General features: G+C 64.3%; 18 protein-coding genes. 9 read left to right on the top strand and 9 right to left on the bottom strand.

The genetic code is table 11. From position 1 onward, the window contains the following. Window positions 1-77: 77 nt before the first annotated feature. Together uvrB and coaE are read right to left on the bottom strand one after the other, a co-directional pair. A complete protein-coding gene (gene uvrB, locus KKR91_RS09495) occupies window positions 78-2,168 on the bottom strand; it encodes an excinuclease ABC subunit UvrB (protein ID WP_210228984.1) in 2,091 nt (696 codons plus the stop codon). Between the two features lie 78 nt (window positions 2,169-2,246). After that, complete coding sequence (gene coaE / locus KKR91_RS09500; protein WP_210228986.1) at window positions 2,247-2,867, bottom strand: dephospho-CoA kinase; 621 nt, start codon at window positions 2,865-2,867, stop codon at window positions 2,247-2,249. Between the two features lie 75 nt (window positions 2,868-2,942). Here coaE and KKR91_RS09505 point away from each other — a divergent pair, with 75 nt between their 5' ends. Then, a complete protein-coding gene (locus KKR91_RS09505; RefSeq protein ID WP_210228989.1) occupies window positions 2,943-3,620 on the top strand; it encodes an IMPACT family protein in 678 nt (225 codons plus the stop codon). Beyond that, window positions 3,613-4,788, top strand: a complete 1,176-nt coding sequence (locus KKR91_RS09510; RefSeq protein ID WP_210228990.1) for a class I SAM-dependent methyltransferase — start codon at window positions 3,613-3,615, stop codon at window positions 4,786-4,788. Before KKR91_RS09505 ends, KKR91_RS09510 begins: the two co-directional genes overlap by 8 nt. A gap of 163 nt (window positions 4,789-4,951) precedes the next feature. On the opposite strand, the gene KKR91_RS09515 is transcribed toward KKR91_RS09510, so the two are convergent. After that, window positions 4,952-5,350, bottom strand: coding sequence for a hypothetical protein (locus KKR91_RS09515; RefSeq protein ID WP_210228992.1), 399 nt, complete (start codon window positions 5,348-5,350; stop codon window positions 4,952-4,954). A gap of 471 nt (window positions 5,351-5,821) precedes the next feature. On the opposite strand from KKR91_RS09515, the gene KKR91_RS09520 reads away from it, so the two are divergent. From KKR91_RS09520 to KKR91_RS09540, 5 genes are all read left to right on the top strand, one after another. Further along, window positions 5,822-7,135: an ABC transporter substrate-binding protein gene (locus tag KKR91_RS09520; RefSeq protein WP_210228994.1), complete on the top strand. Its 1,314-nt coding sequence runs from the start codon at window positions 5,822-5,824 to the stop codon at window positions 7,133-7,135. A 65-nt stretch (window positions 7,136-7,200) separates the two neighbouring features. Then, window positions 7,201-8,214 carry a carbohydrate ABC transporter permease gene (locus KKR91_RS09525; protein ID WP_210228997.1) on the top strand — a complete coding sequence of 338 codons (1,014 nt, stop codon included), beginning with the start codon at window positions 7,201-7,203 and terminating at the stop codon, window positions 8,212-8,214. Continuing rightward, a complete protein-coding gene (locus KKR91_RS09530) occupies window positions 8,211-9,116 on the top strand; it encodes a carbohydrate ABC transporter permease (RefSeq protein WP_210228998.1) in 906 nt (301 codons plus the stop codon). Before KKR91_RS09525 ends, KKR91_RS09530 begins: the two co-directional genes overlap by 4 nt. Continuing rightward, window positions 9,116-10,573 (top strand): GH1 family beta-glucosidase, encoded by a 1,458-nt coding sequence (locus tag KKR91_RS09535; protein ID WP_210229000.1) that lies wholly within the window; start codon window positions 9,116-9,118, stop codon window positions 10,571-10,573. The genes KKR91_RS09530 and KKR91_RS09535 overlap by 1 nt, the downstream gene beginning before the upstream one ends. A 103-nt stretch (window positions 10,574-10,676) precedes the next feature. Then, entirely contained in the window at window positions 10,677-11,651 is a 975-nt protein-coding gene (locus KKR91_RS09540; protein ID WP_237686453.1) for a LacI family DNA-binding transcriptional regulator, read from the top strand. 108 nt (window positions 11,652-11,759) lie between these two features. On the opposite strand, the gene rpsA is transcribed toward KKR91_RS09540, so the two are convergent. Both rpsA and polA read right to left on the bottom strand, forming a co-directional pair. Further along, entirely contained in the window at window positions 11,760-13,232 is a 1,473-nt protein-coding gene (gene rpsA / locus KKR91_RS09545; protein WP_210229004.1) for a 30S ribosomal protein S1, read from the bottom strand. 258 nt (window positions 13,233-13,490) lie between these two features. Beyond that, window positions 13,491-16,124, bottom strand: coding sequence for a DNA polymerase I (polA, locus tag KKR91_RS09550; protein ID WP_237687611.1), 2,634 nt, complete (start codon window positions 16,122-16,124; stop codon window positions 13,491-13,493). Between the two features lie 178 nt (window positions 16,125-16,302). Here polA and KKR91_RS09555 point away from each other — a divergent pair, with 178 nt between their 5' ends. Continuing rightward, window positions 16,303-16,791 carry a hotdog fold thioesterase gene (locus tag KKR91_RS09555; RefSeq protein ID WP_210229008.1) on the top strand — a complete coding sequence of 163 codons (489 nt, stop codon included), beginning with the start codon at window positions 16,303-16,305 and terminating at the stop codon, window positions 16,789-16,791. 23 nt (window positions 16,792-16,814) lie between these two features. Here the strand turns inward: KKR91_RS09555 and KKR91_RS09560 are convergent, their stop codons facing one another. After that, complete coding sequence (locus KKR91_RS09560) at window positions 16,815-18,260, bottom strand: HNH endonuclease (RefSeq protein ID WP_210229011.1); 1,446 nt, start codon at window positions 18,258-18,260, stop codon at window positions 16,815-16,817. A gap of 291 nt (window positions 18,261-18,551) precedes the next feature. Next, window positions 18,552-19,103 carry a dihydrofolate reductase family protein gene (locus tag KKR91_RS09565; protein WP_210229013.1) on the bottom strand — a complete coding sequence of 184 codons (552 nt, stop codon included), beginning with the start codon at window positions 19,101-19,103 and terminating at the stop codon, window positions 18,552-18,554. Window positions 19,104-19,388: 285 nt separating this feature from the next. Here KKR91_RS09565 and KKR91_RS09570 point away from each other — a divergent pair, with 285 nt between their 5' ends. After that, a complete protein-coding gene (locus tag KKR91_RS09570) occupies window positions 19,389-20,450 on the top strand; it encodes an alkene reductase (protein WP_210229761.1) in 1,062 nt (353 codons plus the stop codon). A 141-nt stretch (window positions 20,451-20,591) separates the two neighbouring features. Here KKR91_RS09570 and KKR91_RS09575 read toward each other — a convergent pair whose 3' ends face one another. Then, entirely contained in the window at window positions 20,592-20,834 is a 243-nt protein-coding gene (locus KKR91_RS09575) for a hypothetical protein (RefSeq protein ID WP_420481384.1), read from the bottom strand. Continuing rightward, window positions 20,831-22,072, bottom strand: a complete 1,242-nt coding sequence (locus tag KKR91_RS09580) for an inorganic phosphate transporter (protein WP_273544872.1) — start codon at window positions 22,070-22,072, stop codon at window positions 20,831-20,833. The genes KKR91_RS09575 and KKR91_RS09580 overlap by 4 nt, the downstream gene beginning before the upstream one ends. Window positions 22,073-22,202 lie beyond the last annotated feature (130 nt).

Here is a 22,202-nt window from a genome sequence, read left to right on the forward strand (position 1 = left end):
GTCACCATTCACATCCACGAGGCGCCCGGTCCGACTCCCGAATCACGGGGTCGGGCCGGGCTTCGTTTTCGCGCTCTTTAAGCGTGCCCGGCGTTCTGCATCTGGCGCAGTTCCTTCTTCAGGTCGCCCACCTCATCACGCAGCCGGGCGGCGAGTTCGAACTGCAGTTCCGCCGCGGCGGCGTGCATCTGTTCGGTCATCGACGCAATCAGCCCGGCCAGATCCTCGGCCGGAGCGGCAGCCAGGCCGTCCTTGCGGATGCCGCCCTTGCCCTTGCCGGTGGTCTTGCGGTTCTTCTTCTCCGCCGCTTCGGCCAGCAGCGCCTTGGTATCGGCGTCTTCCCGGGCGAGGGAATCGGTGATGTCGGCGATCTTCTTGCGCAGCGGCTGCGGATCCACGCCGTGGTCCTTGTTGTACGCAACCTGGATGGCGCGGCGGCGGTTGGTTTCGTCAATGGCCTTGGCCATGGAGTCGGTGATCCGGTCCGCGTACATGTGCACTTCGCCGGAGACGTTACGGGCAGCACGGCCGATGGTCTGGATCAGCGAGGTGGAGGAGCGCAGGAAGCCTTCCTTGTCGGCGTCCAGGATCGACACCAGCGACACTTCGGGCAGGTCCAGGCCTTCGCGGAGCAGGTTGATGCCGACCAGCACGTCGAAGGTGCCCATCCGCAGTTCGCGGAGCAGCTCCACGCGGCGCAGGGTATCGACGTCGGAGTGCAGGTACTCGACCTTGATTCCGTGCTCCAGCAGGTAGCCGGTCAGGTCCTCGGCCATCCGCTTGGTCAATGTGGTCACCAGCACGCGTTCGTTCCGCTCGGTGCGGATCCGGATCTCCCCCAGCAGGTCATCAATCTGGCCCTTGGACGGCTTGACGATCACCTGCGGATCGACCAGCCCGGTGGGACGGATGATCTGTTCCACGTAGCCGTCGGACTTGGAGAGCTCGTACTTGCCCGGCGTCGCGGACATGTAGACCGTCTGGCCGATGCGCTCCAGGAACTCGTCCCACTTCAGCGGCCGGTTATCCATGGCAGAGGGCAGCCGGAAGCCGTGGTCCACCAGGGTCCGCTTCCTGGACATATCGCCCTCGTACATGGCGCCGATCTGCGGGATGGTCACGTGTGATTCGTCCACCACCAGCAGGAAATCGTCCGGGAAGTAGTCCAGCAGGCAGTGCGGTGCCGTTCCCGGTCCGCGGCCGTCGATATGCCGCGAATAGTTCTCGATGCCGTTGCAGAAGCCCATCTGCTGCATCATTTCCAGGTCGTAGGTGGTGCGCATGCGCAACCGCTGCGCCTCAACCAGCTTGTTCTGGGATTCCAGTTCCGCCAGCCGCACCTGCAGCTCATCCTCGATCTGCCTAATCGCCCGGTGCATCCGGTCTTCCCCTGCCACATAGTGCGAGGCAGGGAAGACGTACATTTCCTCTTCGTCCCGGATGACGTCTCCGGTCAGCGGATGCAGGGTGTAGATGTTCTCGATCTCGTCGCCGAAGAACTCGATGCGCAGCGCGTTTTCCTCGTACATCGGGATGATCTCCACGGTGTCCCCGCGCACCCGGAAGGTGCCCCGGTGGAAGTCCATGTCGTTGCGCGCGTACTGCATCGACACGAACCGGCGCAGCAGGTCGTCGCGGTTCATCTGCTGGCCCTTGCGCAGCGTGACCATGCCCTCGATGTACTCTTCCGGCGTGCCCAGGCCGTAAATGCACGAAACGGTGGCCACCACGATGACGTCGCGCCGGGTCAGCAGCGCATTGGTCGCGGAGTGCCGCAGGCGTTCCACTTCCTCGTTAATCGAGGAGTCCTTCTCGATGAAGGTGTCAGTCTGCGGGACGTAGGCCTCGGGCTGGTAGTAGTCGTAGTACGAGACGAAGTACTCCACCGCGTTGTTGGGCAGCAGCTCACGGAATTCGTTGGCGAGCTGCGCGGCGAGGGTCTTGTTCTGCACCATCACCAGCGTGGGCCGCTGGACCTGCTCGACCAGCCAGGCCGCCGTCGCACTCTTACCGGTACCGGTGGCACCGAGGAGGACCACGTCCTTTTCGCCGGCGTTGATGCGCTCGGCAAGTTCCTTGATGGCGGTTGGCTGATCGCCTGCCGGGGAGTAATCGCTGATTACTTCGAAGGGGGCAACAACTCTCTTGATGTCCTGCGCAAGACTCATGATTAAAAGCTACTCCGCACTGCGGTCAGGTCACGTCCGCAGAGACGGCGGTTAGCTATCGGCGGAACCGCACGGCCATCACTTCCCCGCATCCCGTTTGGCGGCATTCATCGGCACCAGCCGGCTCTCCCACAGCTCGCGCACCGCGTCCACCAATTGTTGCGCCGCGCCGTCGTTGATGAGGACGACGTCGGCAGCCGCGGCGCGCTCCTCGGCGCCGGCCTGGGCGGCAATCCGTGCCCGGGCCGCTTCTTCACTCATGCCGCGGTCAGCGGCCATGCGGCGGATCCGTTCCTCCTCGGGGGCGTCAATCACCAGCACGAAGTCGAAGTTCCGATGCTGGCCGGTCTCCACCAGCAGAGGAATGTCGTGGACGACGATCCTCCCCGGTGCCGCAGCCTGCTCCAGCTCCGCGGCCCGCGCCCGGACCCGGGGATGGACGATGCCGTTCAGGGTGTTCCGTTTCTCCTCATCACCGAAGACGACGGCGGCCAGCGCCGGGCGGTCCAGCCGGCCCTCGCCGTCGAGCATTCCGGATCCAAAGGCCTCGACGACGGCGGCCAGCCCCTCGGTGCCGGGCTCCACCACCTCGCGGGCCAGCGCGTCGGCATCAATCACCAGCGCCCCCAGCTCCCGCAGTGTGCTTGCGGCCAACGATTTTCCCGCGGCGATTCCGCCGGTCAGTCCTACTCTCAGCATGGGCCAAGGCTACCGTGGAACCTTGGCCCGTGCGGACGGCCCAGGGCGCCGCCCCACACCGCCTAAACTGGAGGGGTGAATGAACTGGTGGGCACAGCGGGACGCTACACCACCGTCGCCGGCGAACACCGCCATGAGCTGGAGATCAAGCGCTCACGCTTCATCACCGTCCTGCGCCGGGTGGAAACCGAGGAGCAGGCCCGCGAGCTGGTGGCCGGGCTTCGCCGCGAGTTTCATGACGCCCGGCACCACTGCAGCGCCTTTGTGCTGGGCCCGGACCGGAGCGTACAGCGCTCCAGCGACGACGGCGAGCCCTCCGGAACCGCCGGCATTCCCATGCTGGAGGCCCTGACCAAACGTGAGACGTTCGACGGCGCCGCCGACCTGAGCGACATCGCAGCCGTCACCGTGCGCTACTTCGGCGGCATCCTGCTCGGTGCCGGCGGCCTGGTGCGCGCATACTCCGAGTCGGTCTCCTCCGCAGTGGCAACGGCCCGGCTCATCCGGCGCCGACGGATGCAGCTGTACGGCATACCTGCCGGGCACTCCGCCGCGGGACGGCTGGAGAACGACCTCCGCTCGGCCGGCGTGAGCGTGCTGGGCACCGACTACGGGGCCGACGGCGTGCAACTCAATGTCGCGCTGCCGGACCGCCCGGACGCACTGGAGACCTTCCATGCCCGGCTTGCCGCCCTGACCGCCGGAACCTCCGACCCGGTCCCCCTCGGAACGAAATGGATCGACCTTGACTGACTCCGCCCCGGGCTTCGACTTCACGGGCCTGCGCCGCCGCCCCGATGTGGAGGCGGAGAACCTCCAGGCGTACGACGCCGCTGACCGGCTCCTGCTCGACACCGCCGCCCACGAACTGGAAACAGCGGCCACCCGGGCTGGAAACGGCGCGGCGGATGGCGGCGTCGTCGTCATCGGTGACGCCTACGGCGCCCTGACCCTGGGCGCTGCAGCCGGCCACGGACTGCGCGGCATCCGGGTGCACCAGGATCCGCTCACCGGTGAGCAGGCGCTCGAGGCCAACGCCACAGGCCTGGGACTGGAAGACGCGTATGCGCACCACCATCTGGACGCCCGGCTGCTGGCCGGCGCCCGGGTGGTGCTGCTTCGGCTGCCGCGCTCCCTGAACGCGCTCGAGGAAATTGCCTCGCTGATGGCCGAACATGCCGCTCCCGATGTCATGGTGTTCGCCGGCGGCCGGCTCAAGCACATGACCACGGCCATGAACGGCGTCCTGGGACGGTACTTCGGCTCCGTCACGGCGGGGCTGGCCCGGCAGAAGTCCCGGGTCCTCACCGTTTCGGCTCCCCTGCCTGCGGAGGCGCGTGGACCCCGCCGCTTTCCGGTGTGCGAACGGCACGACGTCGGTTTGGCGGCACCGCTGGAACTCTGGGCCTACGGCGCGGCCTTCGGCGGTTCGGCCTTGGACCCCGGCACCCGGTTCCTGCTCCCCCACCTGTCCGGCGCACGGGACGCGGAACGCGCCGTGGATCTTGGCTGCGGCACCGGCACCATCGCGGCCTATCTGGCCTTGACCCGGCCGGACCTGCAGATCATGGCGTCGGACCAGTCGGAGGCCGCTGTGCGGTCCACCGCCAAGACCCTCTACGCCAACGGGGTGTCGGAACGGGCGGTGGTGACCCGGGCCGACGGGCTGAGCTGGCTCCCCGAGCGTTCCGAGGACCTTATCGTGCTCAATCCGCCGTTCCACATCGGCGCCACAGTGCACGCCGGGATTGCGCTGAAACTCTTCGCTGACGCCGGCCGCGTGCTGCGGCCCGGCGGAGAACTCTGGACCGTTTGGAACAGCCACCTCATGTACAAGCCGGCACTCAACCGGCTGGTCGGCCCCACCCGGGAGGTCGCCCGGAACCCCAAATTCACCGTGACCGTCAGTACACGCCGCTGAGACCGGAGTAGTCCTCGCTGCCGAAGAGCCTGCTGCGTCTCATGTCCGCCGTGGATCAGGTCAGCCATCCGGACCGGGTCCAGGGTCCCCACGGCGGCCCTGGTGCGCCTGCGGATATCATCCTCCGGATGCTGCCCGGAAGCATCCGCAGGATAGGCACGGCTCACAGCAGCACCGGTCCGGCGACGACGGTAAGGATGACGAGCCAAGCCAGCAGCACGGCACCGAACAGGACCAGCCCCGCCACCCGCAGCGACAGCCGGCGCAGGATTCCGTAGCCTGCCCACGCCGCTGCCAGTGCCACCACCGGGCCCGGAAAGAGCACGGACGCCAGGAACCGGTCAGCGGCCTCGTCCCGCGGCGCATTCGAGTACTCAGGGACCAGGAAGATCCCGGCCCATGCGAACAGTCCAAGCGCCATCGTCAGCCCTCCGACGACCAGTATGAGAACTGAACCGCCAATGAGGACCCCGAGCTCGGCGGCGGGCCGCTTGGGGCGGTGCACAGGGTCCGGCCACTGCGGCTGCTGGCCATACGCCAGCGGCGGGGGCTGCTGATACATCGGCGCCGGTTGATGCATCTGCGGTGGTGGCGGCCCGGAGTACATCTGTCCCTGCGGCGTCGGTTGATACATCTGCGGTGGTGGCGGCGGCCCGGGCTCGGCCTGCCCGGCGTTGGACACCGGCATGTTTTCCCCCTGGTTATGGACGGTGCGTGGTCGTGTGCGGCGTCGATCAGCCTAGCCCACCGGAGTCAGCGCCGGCCGGAAGCCCAGCGTCCTGCGTGCCTGCCGAAAAATCTCAGAGAGCGCTCTCTTGACAGTGATCCCCATCACTCCTAGGGTGAGGGTGAAGTCAAGAGAGCGCTCTCTCACACGGACACGGAATTCCACCCGTTTCCACCGGAGCGTACGACTCTGTTCCGCTTTCGCCTTCGCTTCCCGCTTCCGTTGATCAGGCCTCCCAGTTCCACACGGCACGGTCCACTGCTCCGGGATATCAAATGTGCTCTATCCACACACAAAGGAGTGACCGTGAAGAATTTCCGACATCCCGCAGCGGCAATTGCCGGTGCTGCCGTCGTGGCGCTGCTCGCCACAGGCTGCGGCGGCGGCGACAAGGAAGCGGCAAGCGCCGACAATCCCGTCGAGCTGACCGTGACCACCTTCGGAACCTTCGGGTATGACGACCTGTACGCCGAGTACGAGGAAGCCAACCCGGGCATCACCATCAAGCCCACCAATATTGACCGTGGTGAGAACGCCCGCACCGATGCCTTCACCAAAATCTCTGCCGGCTCCGGCCTCAGCGACGTGGTGGCCATCGAAGAAGGCTGGCTGGGTTCCATCATGGAGGTCTCCGATCAGTTCGTTGATCTCAACGAATACGGTGCGGAGGACATCAAGGACAACTGGGTCGATTGGAAGTTCAACCAGGGCACCGATCCGGACGGCCGGGTTATCGGCTACGGAACGGATATCGGGCCCCAGGGCCTGTGCTACAACGGCAAGCTCTTTGAAGCCGCCGGGCTGCCGAGTGACCGCGAGGCTGTCGCTGAACTCTTCGGCGGAGACGACGCCACCTGGGAGAAGTACTTCGAGATCGGCCAGCAGTACCACGCCGCCACGGGCAACCCCTGGTATGACCAGTCCGGGTTTGTCTGGAACTCCATGGTGAACCAGATGGAAGAGGGTTACTACACCGCAGAGGGCGAGCTGAACATCGAAGGCAATGCCGCCATGAAGGAGCAGTTCCTGCAGCTGGCCGCCGGAACAGAGGCAGGACTGTCTGCCAATGAGAAGAAGTGGGACTGGGGTAAGGGCAAGGCCTTCACCGACGGCTCCTTTGCAACCTTCGTTTGCCCGGGCTGGATGCTTGGCACCATCAAGACCCAGCTCGAGTCCGCAAATGCGGGCGAAGAAGCCGGCTGGGACTTTGCCGATGTGTTCCCCGGCGGAGCCTCCAACTGGGGCGGCGCTTTCCTCTCAGTTCCGGAAATGTCCGAGCACAAGGAAGAGGCCGCAGCCCTCGCTGCCTGGCTGACTGCACCGGAGCAGCAGGTGAAGCAGTCCGCCGCGGCGAACAACTTCCCCAGCACCGTCGAAGCGCAGAAGCAGCTGGCAGAGGAAGCCACACCGAACGCGCTCTTCAACGACGCACCCACCGGAGCAATCCTCGCGTCGCGCGCGGAAGGCGTGAAGGCTCAGTTCAAGGGTCCGGAGGACTCGATCATCCAGGACAAGGTCTTCAGCGCCGCGCTGGGCAAGCTCGACGCCGGCGACGCCGATGGTGAAGCCGCGTGGAACGAAGCGATTACCCTCCTGAACGAGCTCGTAGTCAACAACTAGCACATCGTCGACCGCGGGGCCTCCGGCGCAGCCGGAGGCCCCCCAGATGGACTGCGAGACCAGTCATGACCGTTACCCTGAAGCCTCCTGCCCCAGCGGCGCTGCCGCAAAAAACCAAGTCCCCGTTTAAGCACCGGCTGAGTGCCTGGGACGTAAAGTTCTCTCCTTATCTCTACATTTCTCCGTTTTTCCTGCTTTTTGCACTCGTGGGCCTGTTCCCGCTGGGCTATACCTTCTGGGTATCGCTGCACGACTGGCACCTGCTCAAGGGCCAGGGCGACTTCGTGGGAATATCAAACTTCATCGAAGTGCTGCAGGACCGGTTCTTCTGGAACTCGCTTCGCAACACCATGAGCATCTTCCTGCTCTCCTCCATTCCGCAGCTCGTGTGCGCCCTGGTTATTGCTGCGGTGCTGGACCAGAACCTGCGGGCCAAAACCTTCTGGCGGATGAGCGTCCTCCTCCCCTACGTCGTCACGCCCGTGGCCGTCGCGCTGATCTTCACGAACATGTTCGGCGAGGATTACGGCTTGATCAACAACATCCTGGGCAACTTCGGCATTGACCCCATCATGTGGCGGACGGACACCATACCGAGCCATATTGCCATTGCCACCATGGTCAACTGGCGCTGGACCGGCTACAACGCCTTGATTCTGTTGGCCGCCATGCAATCAGTTCCCCGTGACCTGTACGAATCCGCTGCCATTGACGGGGCGGGAGCAGTCCGCCGCTTCTTCAGCATCACGCTGCCGAGCATCCGTCCCACCATGATCTTCGTCATCATTACCTCGACCATCGGCGGCCTGCAGATCTTCACGGAACCACGGCTCTTCGATCCCACCGATGCCGGCGGAGCCCAGCGCCAGTTCCAGACCACGGTGCTCTACCTCTGGGAGATGGGCTTCCAGCGGCAGAACTTCGGCAAGGCCTCCGCCATTGCCTGGCTGCTGTTCGTGCTGATCGTCATCATCGGAATCGTCAACTTCTCCATCTCGAAGAGGATTGCGTCAGCCGATACCAAGGCCCCGGCAAACCGGGCCCAGCGCCGCGCCGCCGCCGAAGGGAAACGCAGATGAGCATCCTGGAAAAAAACACACCGAAACACACCGCTTCCGTGCCCGCCCGCACCGGGCGGCCCCTCAGCCAGCGGATCTTCGGCAATGCACTTCGGCCGGGGTACCTGACCTATGGCCTGCTCCTGGCATTCTTCCTGGGGTCGGCCTATCCACTGTGGTGGTCCGCCGTCGTCGGCAGCCGGTCTAATGAGGCGCTGGGGCTGGAATGGCCTCCGCTGCTTCCGGGCGGCAACTTTTGGACCAACGTCGGGGAGGTCTTTGACACCATCCCCTTCTGGACCGCGCTATGGAACAGCATCCTGATCTCCACCATCATCACTGTGTCAGTGGTGACGTTCTCCACCTTGGCCGGCTATGCCTTCGCCAAACTCCGGTTCCGCGGAAACGCCGCCCTGATGGTGGCGGTCGTAGCCACCATGGCCATTCCCACCCAGCTGGGCATCATTCCGCTCTTCATGGTCATGAGGACCTTCGGCTGGACGGGCGAAATCGGCGCCGTCATCATTCCCACGCTCGTCACCGCGTTTGGTGTCTTCTTCATGAGGCAGTATCTCGTGGACGTCATTCCGGATGAGCTCATCGAATCCGCCCGTATGGACGGCGCCAATATGATCAGGACGTTCTGGCATGTGGCACTGCCGGCTGCCAAGCCGGCCATGGCCATCCTCAGTTTGTTTACCTTCATGATGGCCTGGACCGACTTCCTCTGGCCCCTGCTGGTCCTCGACCCCGGCAACCCGACGCTGCAGACGGCCCTCAGCCAGCTGCAGTCCAACAGGTACGTGGACTACTCGGTGGTCCTCACCGGCGCCGTCATGGCGACCATCCCCCTGCTGATCCTCTTTGTAGTGGCAGGAAAACAACTTATATCCGGAATTATGCAGGGAGCAGTGAAGGGTTAATGACGAACAACACCCCGAAGGGGAACAACTGGCCGGACGGATTCATCTGGGGCTCGGCCACCGCGGCCGCCCAGGTCGAAGGCGCCGCCGCCGAGGATGGCAAGGAGGACTCAGTCTGGGACGCCTTCGCCCATACCCCCGGCAACGTCCTGAACGGGGACACACCGGCCATTGCAGTGGACCACTACCACCGGATGCCGGCCGACGTCGCGCTCATGAAGGAGCTGGGCCTGGATTCCTACCGGTTTTCCACCAGCTGGGCGCGGGTCCGGCCCGGTGGCCGAACCACCAACGCCAAGGGCCTGGACTTCTACTCCCGGCTCGTGGACGAACTGCTTGAGGCCGGGATCCTGCCCTGGTTGACCTTGTACCACTGGGACCTGCCGCAGGCACTGGAAGAAGCCGGCGGGTGGGCCAACCGGGACACCGCCTACCGCTTCGTGGATTACGCCAACGATGTCTACGCGGCTCTCGGCGACCGGGTGCAGCATTGGACCACCTTCAATGAGCCCTTCTGCTCCTCGCTGCTGGGCTACGGATCAGGCGTCCACGCCCCCGGCCGCCAAGAGCCCCGCGCAGCCATCGCCGCTGTGCATCACCAGCATCTGGCCCACGGCCTGGCCGTTAACGAACTGCGCAGCCGTGGCGCCCAGCACGTGGGGATCACCCTGAACCTGAGCAACTCCATCCCCCGCGACCCGGCCGATCCGGTGGACCTTGAAGCGGCGAGACTCTTCGATTCCCTGCAGAACCGCATTTTCCTCGACCCCATCCTGCGTGGGGCCTATCCGGCGGATTCCCTGCGGGACCTGGAACCCTTCGGCCTGTCCGAGGTCATCCGGCCCGGCGACTTGGAGATCATTTCCGCGCCCATCGATTTCCTCGGCGTGAACCACTACCACGATGACCAGATCAGCGGGCATCCGGACACCTCCGGGGCGGACGGGCACTCCGGCGGTTCGGGGCGCAAAGCGCCGTCATGCTGGATCGGTGCGGAGCACATCAGCTTTCCGAGCCGGGGGCTGCCGCGCACAGCGATGGATTGGGAGGTCAATCCCGACGGCCTGCGCAAACTGCTGGTCCGTCTGGGGAAGGAGTACCCGTCCCTGCCTCCGCTGTACATCACGGAGAATGGCGCAGCGTACGACGACGTCGTCGCCTCCGACGGCAGCGTCCCGGACATTGAGCGCAAGCAGTTCATCCTCGACCACATCGCCGCCGTTGGCCAGGCCATCGACGCCGGCGCAGATGTCCGCGGCTATTTTGTCTGGTCGCTGCTGGATAACTTTGAGTGGTCCTGGGGCTATGAGCGCAGGTTCGGCATTGTCCGCGTGGACTACGAGACACAGCTCCGCACCATCAAGGACAGCGGACTGGCCTACAGCCGGTTGATAGCGGACAGCCGCAGCCGCGACGCGGATTCGGACCGGGCCAACGCTGCCGCTCCGGTAGCTTGAAAACCCATAAAATGGACCTCCAGCCGCAAATCCGGCCCAACCATGCAGGGAGCCAGAAGTGAGTGCTGAATCCGGTGCCGACAGGCCCACCCCCACCCTCGAAATGGTGGCGGCCCTGGCTGGCGTATCCCGGGCCACAGTGTCGCGCGTGGTCAACGGCGCACCATCCGTTGACCCGCATCTGGCCAGCTCGGTGGAGAAGGCGGTTCAAACCCTGAATTACGTCCCCAACCGGGCGGCGCGGACCCTGGCCAGCCGGAGAACCTATACGGTGACCCTGCTCGTTCCGGAGTCCACGTCGAAGGTTTTTGCCGATCCGTTTTTCGCCACCGTGGTGGAAGGCGTGGCCCGGTATTTGAACACCACCGACTACATGCTGAACATGGTGACCTCTTCGGAGGCGAATCCGGAGAAGACCCGCCGGTACCTGCTGGGCGGCAACGTGGACGGCGTCCTCGTGGTCTCCCACCACAGCGGAGACCACTCCTGGACGCAGTTGAACGCTTCCCTGCCCACTGTCTTCGCGGGCAGGCCCCTGGTCAACGCCGCCAACAGCTATTTCGTGGAAGTGGACAACGAGGAGGGTGCATCGGCAGCAACGTCCCGCCTGATCGAGGGCGGACGCCGCCATATCGCCACCATCGCGGGCCCGCAGGACATGCCTCCGGGCGTGGACCGGCTCCAGGGCTGGCGCTCAGCCCTCCTTGATGCCGGGCTGAGTGACTCACTGGCCGAAACCGGTGACTTCACCGTGGTATCGGGGGCGGTCGCGATGCGCCGGCTGCTGGACCGCGGCCAGCCACTGGACGCGGTTTTCGCTGCCAATGACCAGATGGCGGCAGGCGCCTACTCCGTCATCAAGGAACGCGGGCTGCGCATCCCGGAAGACATCGCTGTCGTCGGCTTCGATGACGACCTGTACGCCACCAGCCTCAGTCCAGCGCTGACCACCATCCACCATCCCATCGCCGCCCTGGGCGAAAAGATGGCGGAGCTGTTGGTGGAACTGATCGAAGGCAGGGCCGCTGAACGGATCCATCGGCTGCCGACGTCGCTGGTGGTCAGGGATTCCGCCTAGCGGGACTTCAGCGGACACGGGTTTTCACAGGACACAGCAAAGCGGGCCCCCACCGAAGTGGGGGCCCGCTTTTTGGCTATTTCAACCGGTTAGTTCAACCAGGGGAAATTAGTTGCCCGTGAGCTTCTCGCGCAGAGCGGCGAGAGCTTCGTCGGAAGCCAGCGTGCCGGCACCCGTCTCAGCAACGGCCGGCTCGGAGGAGTAGCTCGTGGTGCCGGATTCGGACGTATCCGAAGCAGCTGCGATGTCCTCGGAAGCGTGCTGTGCAACCTGCTTCTTGTGGGATTCCCAACGAGCCTGGGCGTCAGCGTACTGCTGCTCCCAAGCTGCACGCTGGGTCTCGTAACCTTCGAGCCATTCGTTGGACTCGGGGTCGAAGCCCTCCGGGTACTTGTAGTTGCCGGCTTCGTCGTACTCTGCGGCCATGCCGTACAGAGCCGGGTCGAACTCGGTGCCTTCGGGGTCTACACCCTCGTTGGCCTGCTTCAGCGACAGGGAGATCCGGCGACGCTCGAGGTCGATGTCGATGACCTTGACGAACAGTTCGTCTCCAACGGAAACAACCTGCTCGGCCAGCTCTACGTGGCGGACTGCCAGCTCGGAGATGTGGACCAGGCCTTCGATGCCGTCTTCGACGCGAACGAACGCACCGAACGGAACCAGCTTGGTGACCTTACCCGGCACAACCTGGCCCAGGGCGTGGGTGCGGGCGAAGGTCTGCCACGGATCTTCCTGCGTAGCCTTCAGCGACAGGGAGACACGCTCGCGGTCGAGGTCAACTTCCAGAACCTCAACGGTGACTTCCTGGCCAACTTCAACGACCTCGGAGGGGTGGTCGATGTGCTTCCAGGACAGCTCGGAAACGTGGACGAGACCGTCTACGCCGCCAAGGTCCACGAATGCACCGAAGTTGACGATGGAGGAAACAACGCCCGGACGAACCTGGCCCTTTTCCAGCTTGTTGAGGAACGTGGAGCGAACCTCGGACTGCGTCTGCTCGAGCCATGCACGGCGGGACAGAACAACGTTGTTGCGGTTCTTGTCCAGTTCGATGATCTTGGCTTCGATCTGCTGGCCGATGTACGGAGCCAGATCGCGGACACGACGCATCTCGACGAGGGATGCAGGCAGGAAGCCTCGCAGGCCAATGTCCAGGATGAGGCCACCCTTGACAACCTCGATAACGGTACCGGTGACGACACCGTCTTCTTCCTTGACCTTTTCGATGTCGCCCCAGGCGCGCTCGTACTGTGCGCGCTTCTTGGAGAGAATCAGGCGGCCTTCTTTGTCTTCCTTGGTGAGGACCAAAGCTTCGACCAGATCGCCGACGGAAACTACGTCTCCGGGATCTACGTCGTGCTTGATGGAAAGCTCACGGGAAGGGATGACACCCTCGGTCTTGTAACCGATGTCGAGCAGGACCTCGTCGCGGTCAACCTTGACGACGGTACCTTCGACGAGATCGCCGTCGTTGAAGTACTTGATCGTTGCGTCAATGGCGGCGAGGAAGTCCTCGGCAGTTCCGATGTCGTTAATAGCGACCTGCGGGGTACCGGACTTCTCGGTGGTGGTGATGGTCATGTAGTTGGGACTCCGATGTGGAAGTTGTTTTGTATTCCGGATGGGCTCCCACCGAACTAGGACAGCCATGGAGGCCTGCCGCAAGACAGTGCGTGTTTGTCCGGAGATGGACAGAATTGGTAATCTACTGCGCAATTACGCGCCAGATCAGTCTAGCCGCAGCGTGCAACTCAGGTCAAAGCACCGGGGACACTTTCCTGCGGGTAATCTGATGCTCCCTCAGAAACGCTCGCTGCAGCAGGGTGCACCGGCGCCTGCCTAGTGCCCGGCTTCGTGCCAGCTGACACCAATACCGACCGAAACATCCAGTGGGACGGACAGGTCCGCTGCGGAGGCCATCTGCTCCCGCACCAGCTTCTCCACCGCGTCCCGTTCCCCCGAGGCGACTTCGAGCACCAGTTCGTCATGGACCTGCAGCAGCATGCGGGATTTCAGGCCCTGCGCCTTCAGTTCGGCGTCCACGCCCAGCATGGCCTTCTTGATGATGTCCGCTGCGGAACCCTGGATGGGGGCGTTCAGGGCGGCGCGTTCGGCCATTTCGCGCAGCTGCCGGTTGTCGCTGGAGAGGTCCGGAAGGTAGCGGCGGCGGCCTTCGATGGTGGAGGTGAAGCCGTCCTTGCGGGCCTGCTCGACGACGCCGCGCAGGTAGTCGCGGACGGCACCGAACCGGTCGAAGTAGTCGCGCATCAGGGTGCGGGCCTCGTCCACGGGAATGGTCAGCTGCTTTGACAGCCCGAAGGAGCTCAGCCCGTAGACCAGCCCATAGGACATTGCCTTGACCTTGGAGCGCATGGCGCTGGTGACTTCCTCCGGCGCGACACCGAAAATGTGGGAGCCGACGAACCGGTGCAGGTCCTCGCCGTCGCGGAAAGCCTGGATCAGGCCCTCGTCACCGGAAAGGTGCGCCATGATCCGCATTTCCACCTGCGAGTAGTCGGCGGTCAGCAGCGTTTCGTACCCCTCGCCCACGGTGAAGACCTCGCGGATGCGCCGGCCTTCCTCGGACCGGATGGGGATGTTCTGCAGGTTGGGGTTGGTTGAGGACAGGCGTCCGGTGGCCGCCGCGGTCTGCACGTACGTGGTGTGCACGCGTCCGTCGTCGGACACTGCCTTCCGCAGACCCTCTACGGTCTGGCGCAGCTTGGTGGCATCACGGTAAGCCATCAGGTTGGCCAGGAAGGGGTGCCCGCCGGTTTTGATGATCAGGTCCGCAAGGGCATCGGCGTCGGTGGAGTAGCCGGTCTTGATCTTCTTGGTTTTGGGCAGGCCAAGTTCGTCAAAGAGCACCACCTGCAGCTGCTTCGGAGAGCCAAGGTTGATTTCCTTGCCGATGATGCTGAAAGCTTCGCTGCTGGCCTGGGCGATGGTTGCACTGAAATCGTCCAGCAGGCGTTCCAGCTTTTCAGTGGAGACGGCGATGCCGGCCAGCTCCATTTCGGCCAGGACCTCGGAGAGCGGCAGTTCCAACCCACCGAGGAGCTGGTTGGCACCGCGGTCCACCAGCTGGCCGGCGAAGTGGTCGCTCAGAGCCAGCGCCGCAAAGGCCTCCATCACGGCCGGGGAAGCAACATCTTCCTCTTCGAGCGCGAGCTGGAGCTGGTTGGAGCCCGGAGCGGACGTGGCCAGGGACATCCGCAGGTGGTGCAGGCTCAGGTCCGCGAGGTCATAGCTGCGCCGGTCCGGCTGGATCAGGTAGCCGGAAATGGCGGTGTCATCCACTTCGCCGGCCAGGTGGAGTCCGCGGGCGGCCAGCGCCTTGTAGGCATCCTTGAAGTCATGCACAACCTTCGGCGCGTCCAGGTCCGCGAGCCAGCCGGCGAGCACCTGCTCGGTATCGGCGTCGATCTCGGTCAGCGGCACATAAGCGGCCACGGTGTGCGTCACCAGGGCGAGGCCGACGACGTCGCGTCCTCCCGCGGCGCCCTCGGTCACCAGCTGGACGGCGGTCTTGGCCTGGTTGGTGGAAGCGATCCAGTCCTTCAGGGCGGCCGCGTCTGTGATGACGACATGCGCGGGAGGGGTGAGTTCGGCTCCCGCAGAAGCCGTTTCCTCCTCACCGTAAATGTCGAAGAGCCGCTTGCGCAGGGCGTTGAACTGCAGCGCGTCGAAAAGTTCCTCGACCGCTTCGCGGTCCGGACGCTGCGCCACCATGGCATCGAGATCCACCGGCAGGTCCAGGTCGCGGAGCAGCCGGTTCAGGCGGCGGTTGCGCTTGACGTCTTCAATGTTGGCGCGGAGCGAGTCTCCGACCTTGCCCTTGATGGCGTCGAGATTCTCCAGGATGCCCTCGAGCCCGCCGTACTGCTTGATCCACTTGGCTGCGGTCTTGGGTCCGACGCCCGGAACGCCCGGAAGATTGTCTGCCGACTCCCCCACCAAGGCGGCCAGGTCGGAGTACTTGTCCGGCGGCACCAGGTACTTGGCCTCCACCGCGGCGGCATCCATCCGTGGCAGGTCGGAGACACCCTTTTTCGGGTAGAACACGGTGACGCGGTCATCGACGAGCTGGAATGCGTCCCGGTCGCCGGAGACCACCATGACGTCCCAGCTCCGGGCCGAGGCCTTCTCGGCCAGGGTCGCCAGGATGTCGTCTGCCTCGTATCCGTCCATCGAGAGGGTAGGGATACGCATGGCTTCCATCACCTTGATGATGAGGTCCACCTGGCCGTGGAACTCCTCGGGCGTCTTGTTCCGGCCGCCCTTGTACTCGGTGTACTCCTCGGAGCGGAAGGTGGGGGTGTCGAGGTCGAAGGCCACCGCCAGGTGGGTGGGCTTCTCCTCCTTGATGAGGTTGATCAGCATGGAGGTGAAGCCGTAGACGGCGTTGGTGTGCTGACCGGTGTCGGTGGAGAAATTCTCGGCGGGAAGTGCATAGAAGGCACGGAACGCCATGGAGTGTCCATCAATCACCAGCAACCGGCTGTGCCCTCCCGCTGAAGCGTTTCCGAGCGCTTCGGGTGCGGGTGCAGAACCGGGTTCCGCTACCCCGTCGAGAACGGTTTCGGCAGGGATTTCTGCTTGTACATCGGCCAGTTTGGTAGATTCACTCACAGATGTAAGCCTAGTGGGCATGAGCGACAATTTCACGCCGGGCGCCGGCGCCCCCTCCGAGGCTCCCCGGGACTACACGGAGGAGCTGGTGGCGGCTGGGATCCCGTCCGAGATGCACGGTTGGTTGAGCGCTCACGGCCCTGGATCCCTGGTGGTGAAGCTGGGTATCAGGTTCACCGAGATGTCGGCGGAACGACTGGTGGCCACGATGCCGGTGGAGGGCAACCAGCAGGTGGCCGGCATCCTTCACGGCGGTGCCCATCTGGTACTGGCCGAGACTTTGGGCTCGTTCGGTGCCGCGATTCATGGTGGTCCCGGGCGGCAGGCCTTGGGGATTGAACTCAACGCAACCCACCACCGCGCGGTTGCGTCCGGACTCGTGACCGGTACTGCGACTGCAATCCATCTCGGCGGAACCCTGGTGACCCACGAGATTGTCATGACCGACGAGCAGGGACGCCGGCTCAGCACCGCCCGGATGACGAACATGCTCCGGGACGCCCGCTAGGTTCTTGCTCGCCGGGTTCTTGATCATGCCGCCCGCAAATCGATGAACTGCAACGGAAACAGCCCGTCCGGATGCGGAACAACGGTGAACGGTCTAATGATTGCCTCCGCTGCGGAGACTGACTCATTAAAGAGGTGCTCATTGGAGTCGGATTCGGACTGAGCAGACTCCGTGGCTCCTGGCAGCGGTGGTGACGTGGATCCGTAGCGGTGTCCGGTGGGTGTGATGGTCTCGACCGTGTGCCTGGTTGCGGCTGCTGCGCCCGTGTTGCCAGGAGCGGGTTGTGTCACCACGGCCGCGCTCCAGCCCGGTGCTTCCTTGGCCTGGTTGCAGGCCTCGCATAAGCCCTGGATATTTTCTGCGCTGGTTGTGCCGCCGTCGCGGAATGGTTTGATGTGGTCGAAGTGCCGGATCGGCGCCCCGCACCACGGCATCCGGCAAACCTGGTCCCGGACCGCAATGAACCGTGCCAAACCCTCCGGCACCAGCCGCGCCAGGGAGTCCATCCCGACCAGCTGGCCGGTGGAGGGCTCCGTGTACAGCCGCCGCAGCCAAGTCCGGGTGGCCTTATCAGTGCGGCTGCCTGTCTTCCGCACCAAATCCCGGGCGAACTGCGCCGGAACCATCCCGTATCCGGGCAGCACCGCCGGCTCCGCGGACCCGGCCAACAAGGCCCGGTCCGTCATCACCAGCTGCACCTGAACCCGCACATCCTCGGCCTTCGCCCGGCCGGTGACCCGCTCCACCAGGGTGTCGGCCATGATCTGGCCCTTCGTGCGGGAATCCCCGGCCGCCCGCAGCCGGTCCGCTTCCCGCGTGAGCGCCGCAAACACCCCCACGCCCTGGGCGACCGGCAACAGCCCGGTCAGATACGTCATGGTGTCCGGTGCCGGACGGCAGGACACATACCGTTCCGAGGCCGCCTTGGACGCCCGGTTCACCACGCTGTGCGGATCCAGGGCGTAGGAGAGGGTCTTGGTCCGGGCAATCAACTGGTTATCCCCCAGGGATTCCAGCTCGGCCAGGTTCCCGGCGACCTGCTCATCGATGCGCTGCCGGTCTTCCAGGGACAGGCAGGCGGTTTCCTTCACCAGGATGGTGGCCCGCCACTCGTTGATCACTCCCCGGGTCAGGGCGTGCAGCGTATGCGGCATTTCCCGGGTCAGGATCCGGGAAATGCCAAGCATCCGGGTGCCGCGGTTCGGAGACTCCCGCCGCGCCAGCCCGATCTGAGCCCCGACCCCTTTACCGAGTTGATCGGCCTTCAACCCGGCTGTGGCCTGGGCCTGCCGGGTCAGGGCGTCAAAGACCGCGGTGACCCGGACCTGCGCCGCTGAGGCAGCTGCCTTCAACTCCTCCAAGGCCCGGATCTGATCGATGAGTTGAGCCGGGTTGGCGTCCGCCCGCCTCACTCCGGCTGGGTCTCCAGCCGCAGGGTTGAAGGCAGCTGTCTGCAGCGGGGGTTCCATGCTTACAACGTGCTGATCCTGAAGTAGCTGGTCCAGGATTTCGTGGCCGCTAAAACGGCCCAACTGCTCCATCCAGGAGGAAACTTCCGGAAACCCTTGTTCAGGCTCCACACTCTCTTGTGGAGGTTCCGCACTTTGGGCCCGCCTCGATTCGAACATGTTTACTAGTCTATTTTCCTAGAAGTCACCACTCAATAGTCCTGACGCGGTTGCCCTACCGGACTTATACTCACTTTTGCAGCGTCAATTACTAGCGGCCGCTGACACCAGCACTAATGCACGAAGGATCCGTTAACGCGCAAAGGAATAGTGCAGCTCGACCAACCCGGGTCCGTGGGAACGACTGCCGGAAAGGACCGCGAAATCCGTGGCATTGCTGACCGGCAGCATCGGACGCCCACCGCCCAAGACCACGGGGACAAGGGTCAGCACCACCTCGTCCAGGAGTCCGGAATCCAGGAACTGCGCGGCAAGGTTGCCACCGCCGATCAGTCCGATGTCCTTGACGCCTGCATCGTGTGCAATATCCGGATGGAATTCGGCAACGTCACCGCGGACGAAGGTGATATCGGCACCCGGAATTCCGGGAAACTCATGATGCGTAAAGATCCAGGCAGGAATGGTGCCGAACGCCCAGGCGGCCGGGTTTTCCTCGATGAACGACCGGTAGGTCTGCGCCCCCATGACAATGGCCCCAACCGACGCCGGATCAACAATCGACAGCCAGTCTCCGCCATCCTCCACGCCCGTCGCAGGGCCCGCTGCTTGGAGCCCCGCTGCCGGCCGTGGCCCGGTTAGATAGCCGTCAAGGGACGCAGCAACATGATAAACAGTCGTGGCCATGGCGCCCATGCTAGCCCCGCCGCCGGGTAAACACAGGAGAGGGGCACCCACATGAGAGGCGCAACGCCCAAGCTGCGGAACCGAGCCGAGGGCAACGCCAAAGCTATGGAACCCAAGCTGCGGAACCCGAAGCTGCGGAATACTCAGCGCACCGTCCCGGTTGGCCCAGTAGGCGCATACCAACCAGTTGCACCAGCAACAACGTTGCATCACAACGCGAACTGGAACGCTGAACACCAGCGCAATCTACAGGAAGAGCCTTTACCCTTGAACCTTTTTTCACCGATGACCCTGGGCGCTCTTGAACTGCCCAACCGCCTGATCATGGCTCCGCTGACCCGCACCCGCAGCGGCCGGGACGGCGTCCCGACGGCGCTGATGGCCGAGCACTACAGCCAGCGTGCGTCCCTGGGCCTGATCGTCAGCGAGGGAACCTATACGTCGTTCACGGCCCAGGGCTTCACGGGCCAGCCCGGGCTTGTCACGGACGAGCAGATTGCCGGCTGGAAGAATGTCACTGACGCGGTCCACGCGGCCGGCGGACGCATTGTCGCCCAGCTGATGCATGCGGGCCGCGTGAGCCACCCCGGCATCACCGGAGGCCGCGAGCTTGTGGCTCCCAGTGCCATCGCAATTGACGGCATGACCCACACCTATGAAGGCAAGCAGCCCTACCCGGTGCCGCACGCCCTGACAACGGGCGAGCTGCCCGGCGTCGTCGCCGAGTTCGCCGCGGCGGCCGTCGCGGCCATGAAAGCAGGGTTCGACGGCGTCGAGCTCCACGGTGCCAACGGTTACCTGCTGCACGAATTCCTCTCGGCGGAATCCAATCAGCGGACAGATATGTACGGCGGCTCGCCCGACAACCGCGCCCGCTTCGTCGTCGAGGTCTACCAGGCAGTTGCCGAAGCCATCGGCGCAGACCGTACCGGACTTCGCATTTCCCCTGAACACAATATCCAGGGCGCCCTGGAAACCAATCCTGCCGAGGTCCTGGCCACATACACAGCATTGGTGCGGGGAATCGCTCCGCTGAAGCCGGCGTTCCTGAGCATCCTGCACCAGGACCCGTCCGACATCCTGGTCCAGGAACTGCGCAAGGCCTTCGGCGGACCGGTGCTGCTGAATTCGGGCTTCGGCATGGTCACCACCCGCGAGGAAGCCATTGGCCTGCTCGCCAATGACCTGTGCGACGGCGTAGTGGTGGGCCGTCCTGCCCTCGCCAACCCTGACCTGGTGCACCGCTGGCAGGAAGACCTGCCGCTGAACCCCATGGACCCCTCCACCTTCTACACGCAGGGCGCAGCCGGTTACACGGACTACCCGGAGTACGCCACAGCTTCCTAGGCACGGAGCTTCCTGGACCTGGAAATCCCTGGGCACATTATTCTCAGGCACAGAAAAGCCCGGCGGCAGCAACCGTTGTTGAGGTTGCCTCCGCCGGGCTTTTGCGTGCTCTCGTCTCCGGAGGGCGCTGACCCGGAACCCTTAGCCGTGCAGGGCCGGAATGATCAGGTAGACGCCAAAGAGCACAGCTGCTCCACAGACGGCGAAGCAGGCGTACGCGCCGGCCTTGACCAGGGCCAGGCGGTTCTTTGCCTCCGGTCCCGGATTGCGGTCGGATGCGACGGCGTAGAGGCGGACACCGGTGGAATACAGGCCGACGACGACGAGCGTGGCCAGCAGGGTGACTCCGGCGACAATCAGGTAGGCAACCCAGTTGATGCTCACTTTGAGTTCTCCTTGATCTTGGTGCGGTCTGCATTCTTGGTGCGGGCCGCTGCGGCGCTCTTGGTGCGGGACTTGCGCTTCTTGATGCGTACGGCTCCCCCGGCGGTATCGATGTTGCTGACGGCGTTGTCATGGCCGACGCGGTTGGTGCGGGACCGGAAGAAGATAAACAGCATGATGGCCAGGCCAAGGACGCCGTCAATAATCACGCCGACCGTGCCGATGCTGGCGACGGCGGCCGCTGCGGCGCCCATAACGGCGGCAGCGGGAAGGGTCAGCAGCCAGCCGCCGGCGATCCGGCGGGCAGTTCCCCAGCGGACCTCGGCGCCCTTGCGGCCAAGGCCTGAACCGATAACGGACCCCGAAGCGACCTGCGTGGTCGAAAGCGCCATGCCAAGGTGGGTCGAGGTCAGGATCGCTGCGGCGGTGCTGGTCTCGGCAGCGAAGCCCTGAGCCGGCTTGACGTCGGTCAGGCCGGTGCCCATGGTGCGGATGATGCGCCAGCCACCGGCGTAGGTGCCGGCAGCAATTGCGACTGCACAAGCTGCGACAACCCAGAACACCGGACCGGTGCCGACTACCTGGAACCCGCCGGAAATCAGCACCAGGGTGATGACACCCATGGTCTTCTGCGCGTCGTTGGTGCCGTGGGCCAGTGCGACCAAGGAGGAGGAGAAGATCTGGGCGTAGCGGAAGCCGCCGCGCTTGCGGGGCAGCTTGTCCCCGGAATCTGCATCGTGCCGGCGCGTGATGGAGTAGGCGAGCCTGGTTGCCAGGTACGCCACGCTCAAGGCAATCGCCGGGGCAATAAAGGCCGGCAGGATCACCTTGGACAACAGCACCGAGTAGTCCACGGAACCAAAGCCGGCGCCAACAATGGCGGCACCGATCAGGCCTCCAAACAGTGCATGCGAGGAACTGCTGGGCAGCCCGAGGAGCCAGGTAATCAGGTTCCAGATCACGGCGCCAAGGAGTCCGGCGAAAATCATCACCGGAGTAATTTGGATGCCGCCGTCACCTTCCCGGATGATGCCTCCGGAAATGGTCTTGGCGACTTCGGTGGACATGAAAGCGCCCACCAGGTTCAGGACTGCGGCAAGTGCCACAGCGTTCTTCGGCTTGATCGCGCCGGTAGCAATGGGCGTTGCCATTGCGTTGGCTGTGTCGTGAAAGCCGTTGGTGAAGTCGAAGAATAAAGCAAGCGCGATCACCAGCGCCACCATGAGGGTGAGATCCACCACATACCCTAACTAAAAGACAAAAAGGAAAAGGAGTCCCGTCTCCCCCTCGAAACCACATCCGCGGGCTTCGAAGCGGCGGACGGCGGCGCAGCTTGCGCAGTCCGGCAAACCCGGATTGCAGGGCCCC

The sequence above is a fragment of the Arthrobacter jiangjiafuii genome, assembly GCF_018622995.1.
GTDB classification, from domain to species: domain Bacteria; phylum Actinomycetota; class Actinomycetes; order Actinomycetales; family Micrococcaceae; genus Arthrobacter_B; species Arthrobacter_B jiangjiafuii.

Bases quoted from the DNA above. Each gene is read 5' to 3' on its own strand.
- uvrB (WP_210228984.1), bottom strand. From the start codon at position 2,168: ATGAGTCTTGCGCAGGACATCAAGAGAGTTGTTGCCCCCTTCGAAGTA.
- coaE (WP_210228986.1), bottom strand. From the start codon at position 2,867: ATGCTGAGAGTAGGACTGACCGGCGGAATCGCCGCGGGAAAATCGTTG.
- KKR91_RS09515 (WP_210228992.1), bottom strand. From the start codon at position 5,350: ATGTATCAGCAGCCCCCGCCGCTGGCGTATGGCCAGCAGCCGCAGTGG.
- KKR91_RS09525 (WP_210228997.1), top strand. From the start codon at position 7,201: ATGACCGTTACCCTGAAGCCTCCTGCCCCAGCGGCGCTGCCGCAAAAA.
- KKR91_RS09530 (WP_210228998.1), top strand. From the start codon at position 8,211: ATGAGCATCCTGGAAAAAAACACACCGAAACACACCGCTTCCGTGCCC.
- KKR91_RS09535 (WP_210229000.1), top strand. From the start codon at position 9,116: ATGACGAACAACACCCCGAAGGGGAACAACTGGCCGGACGGATTCATC.
- KKR91_RS09540 (WP_237686453.1), top strand. From the start codon at position 10,677: ATGGTGGCGGCCCTGGCTGGCGTATCCCGGGCCACAGTGTCGCGCGTG.
- rpsA (WP_210229004.1), bottom strand. From the start codon at position 13,232: ATGACCATCACCACCACCGAGAAGTCCGGTACCCCGCAGGTCGCTATT.
- polA (WP_237687611.1), bottom strand. From the start codon at position 16,124: ATGGCGTTCCGTGCCTTCTATGCACTTCCCGCCGAGAATTTCTCCACC.
- KKR91_RS09555 (WP_210229008.1), top strand. From the start codon at position 16,303: ATGAGCGACAATTTCACGCCGGGCGCCGGCGCCCCCTCCGAGGCTCCC.
- KKR91_RS09560 (WP_210229011.1), bottom strand. From the start codon at position 18,260: ATGGAACCCCCGCTGCAGACAGCTGCCTTCAACCCTGCGGCTGGAGAC.
- KKR91_RS09565 (WP_210229013.1), bottom strand. From the start codon at position 19,103: ATGGCCACGACTGTTTATCATGTTGCTGCGTCCCTTGACGGCTATCTA.
- KKR91_RS09570 (WP_210229761.1), top strand. From the start codon at position 19,389: ATGACCCTGGGCGCTCTTGAACTGCCCAACCGCCTGATCATGGCTCCG.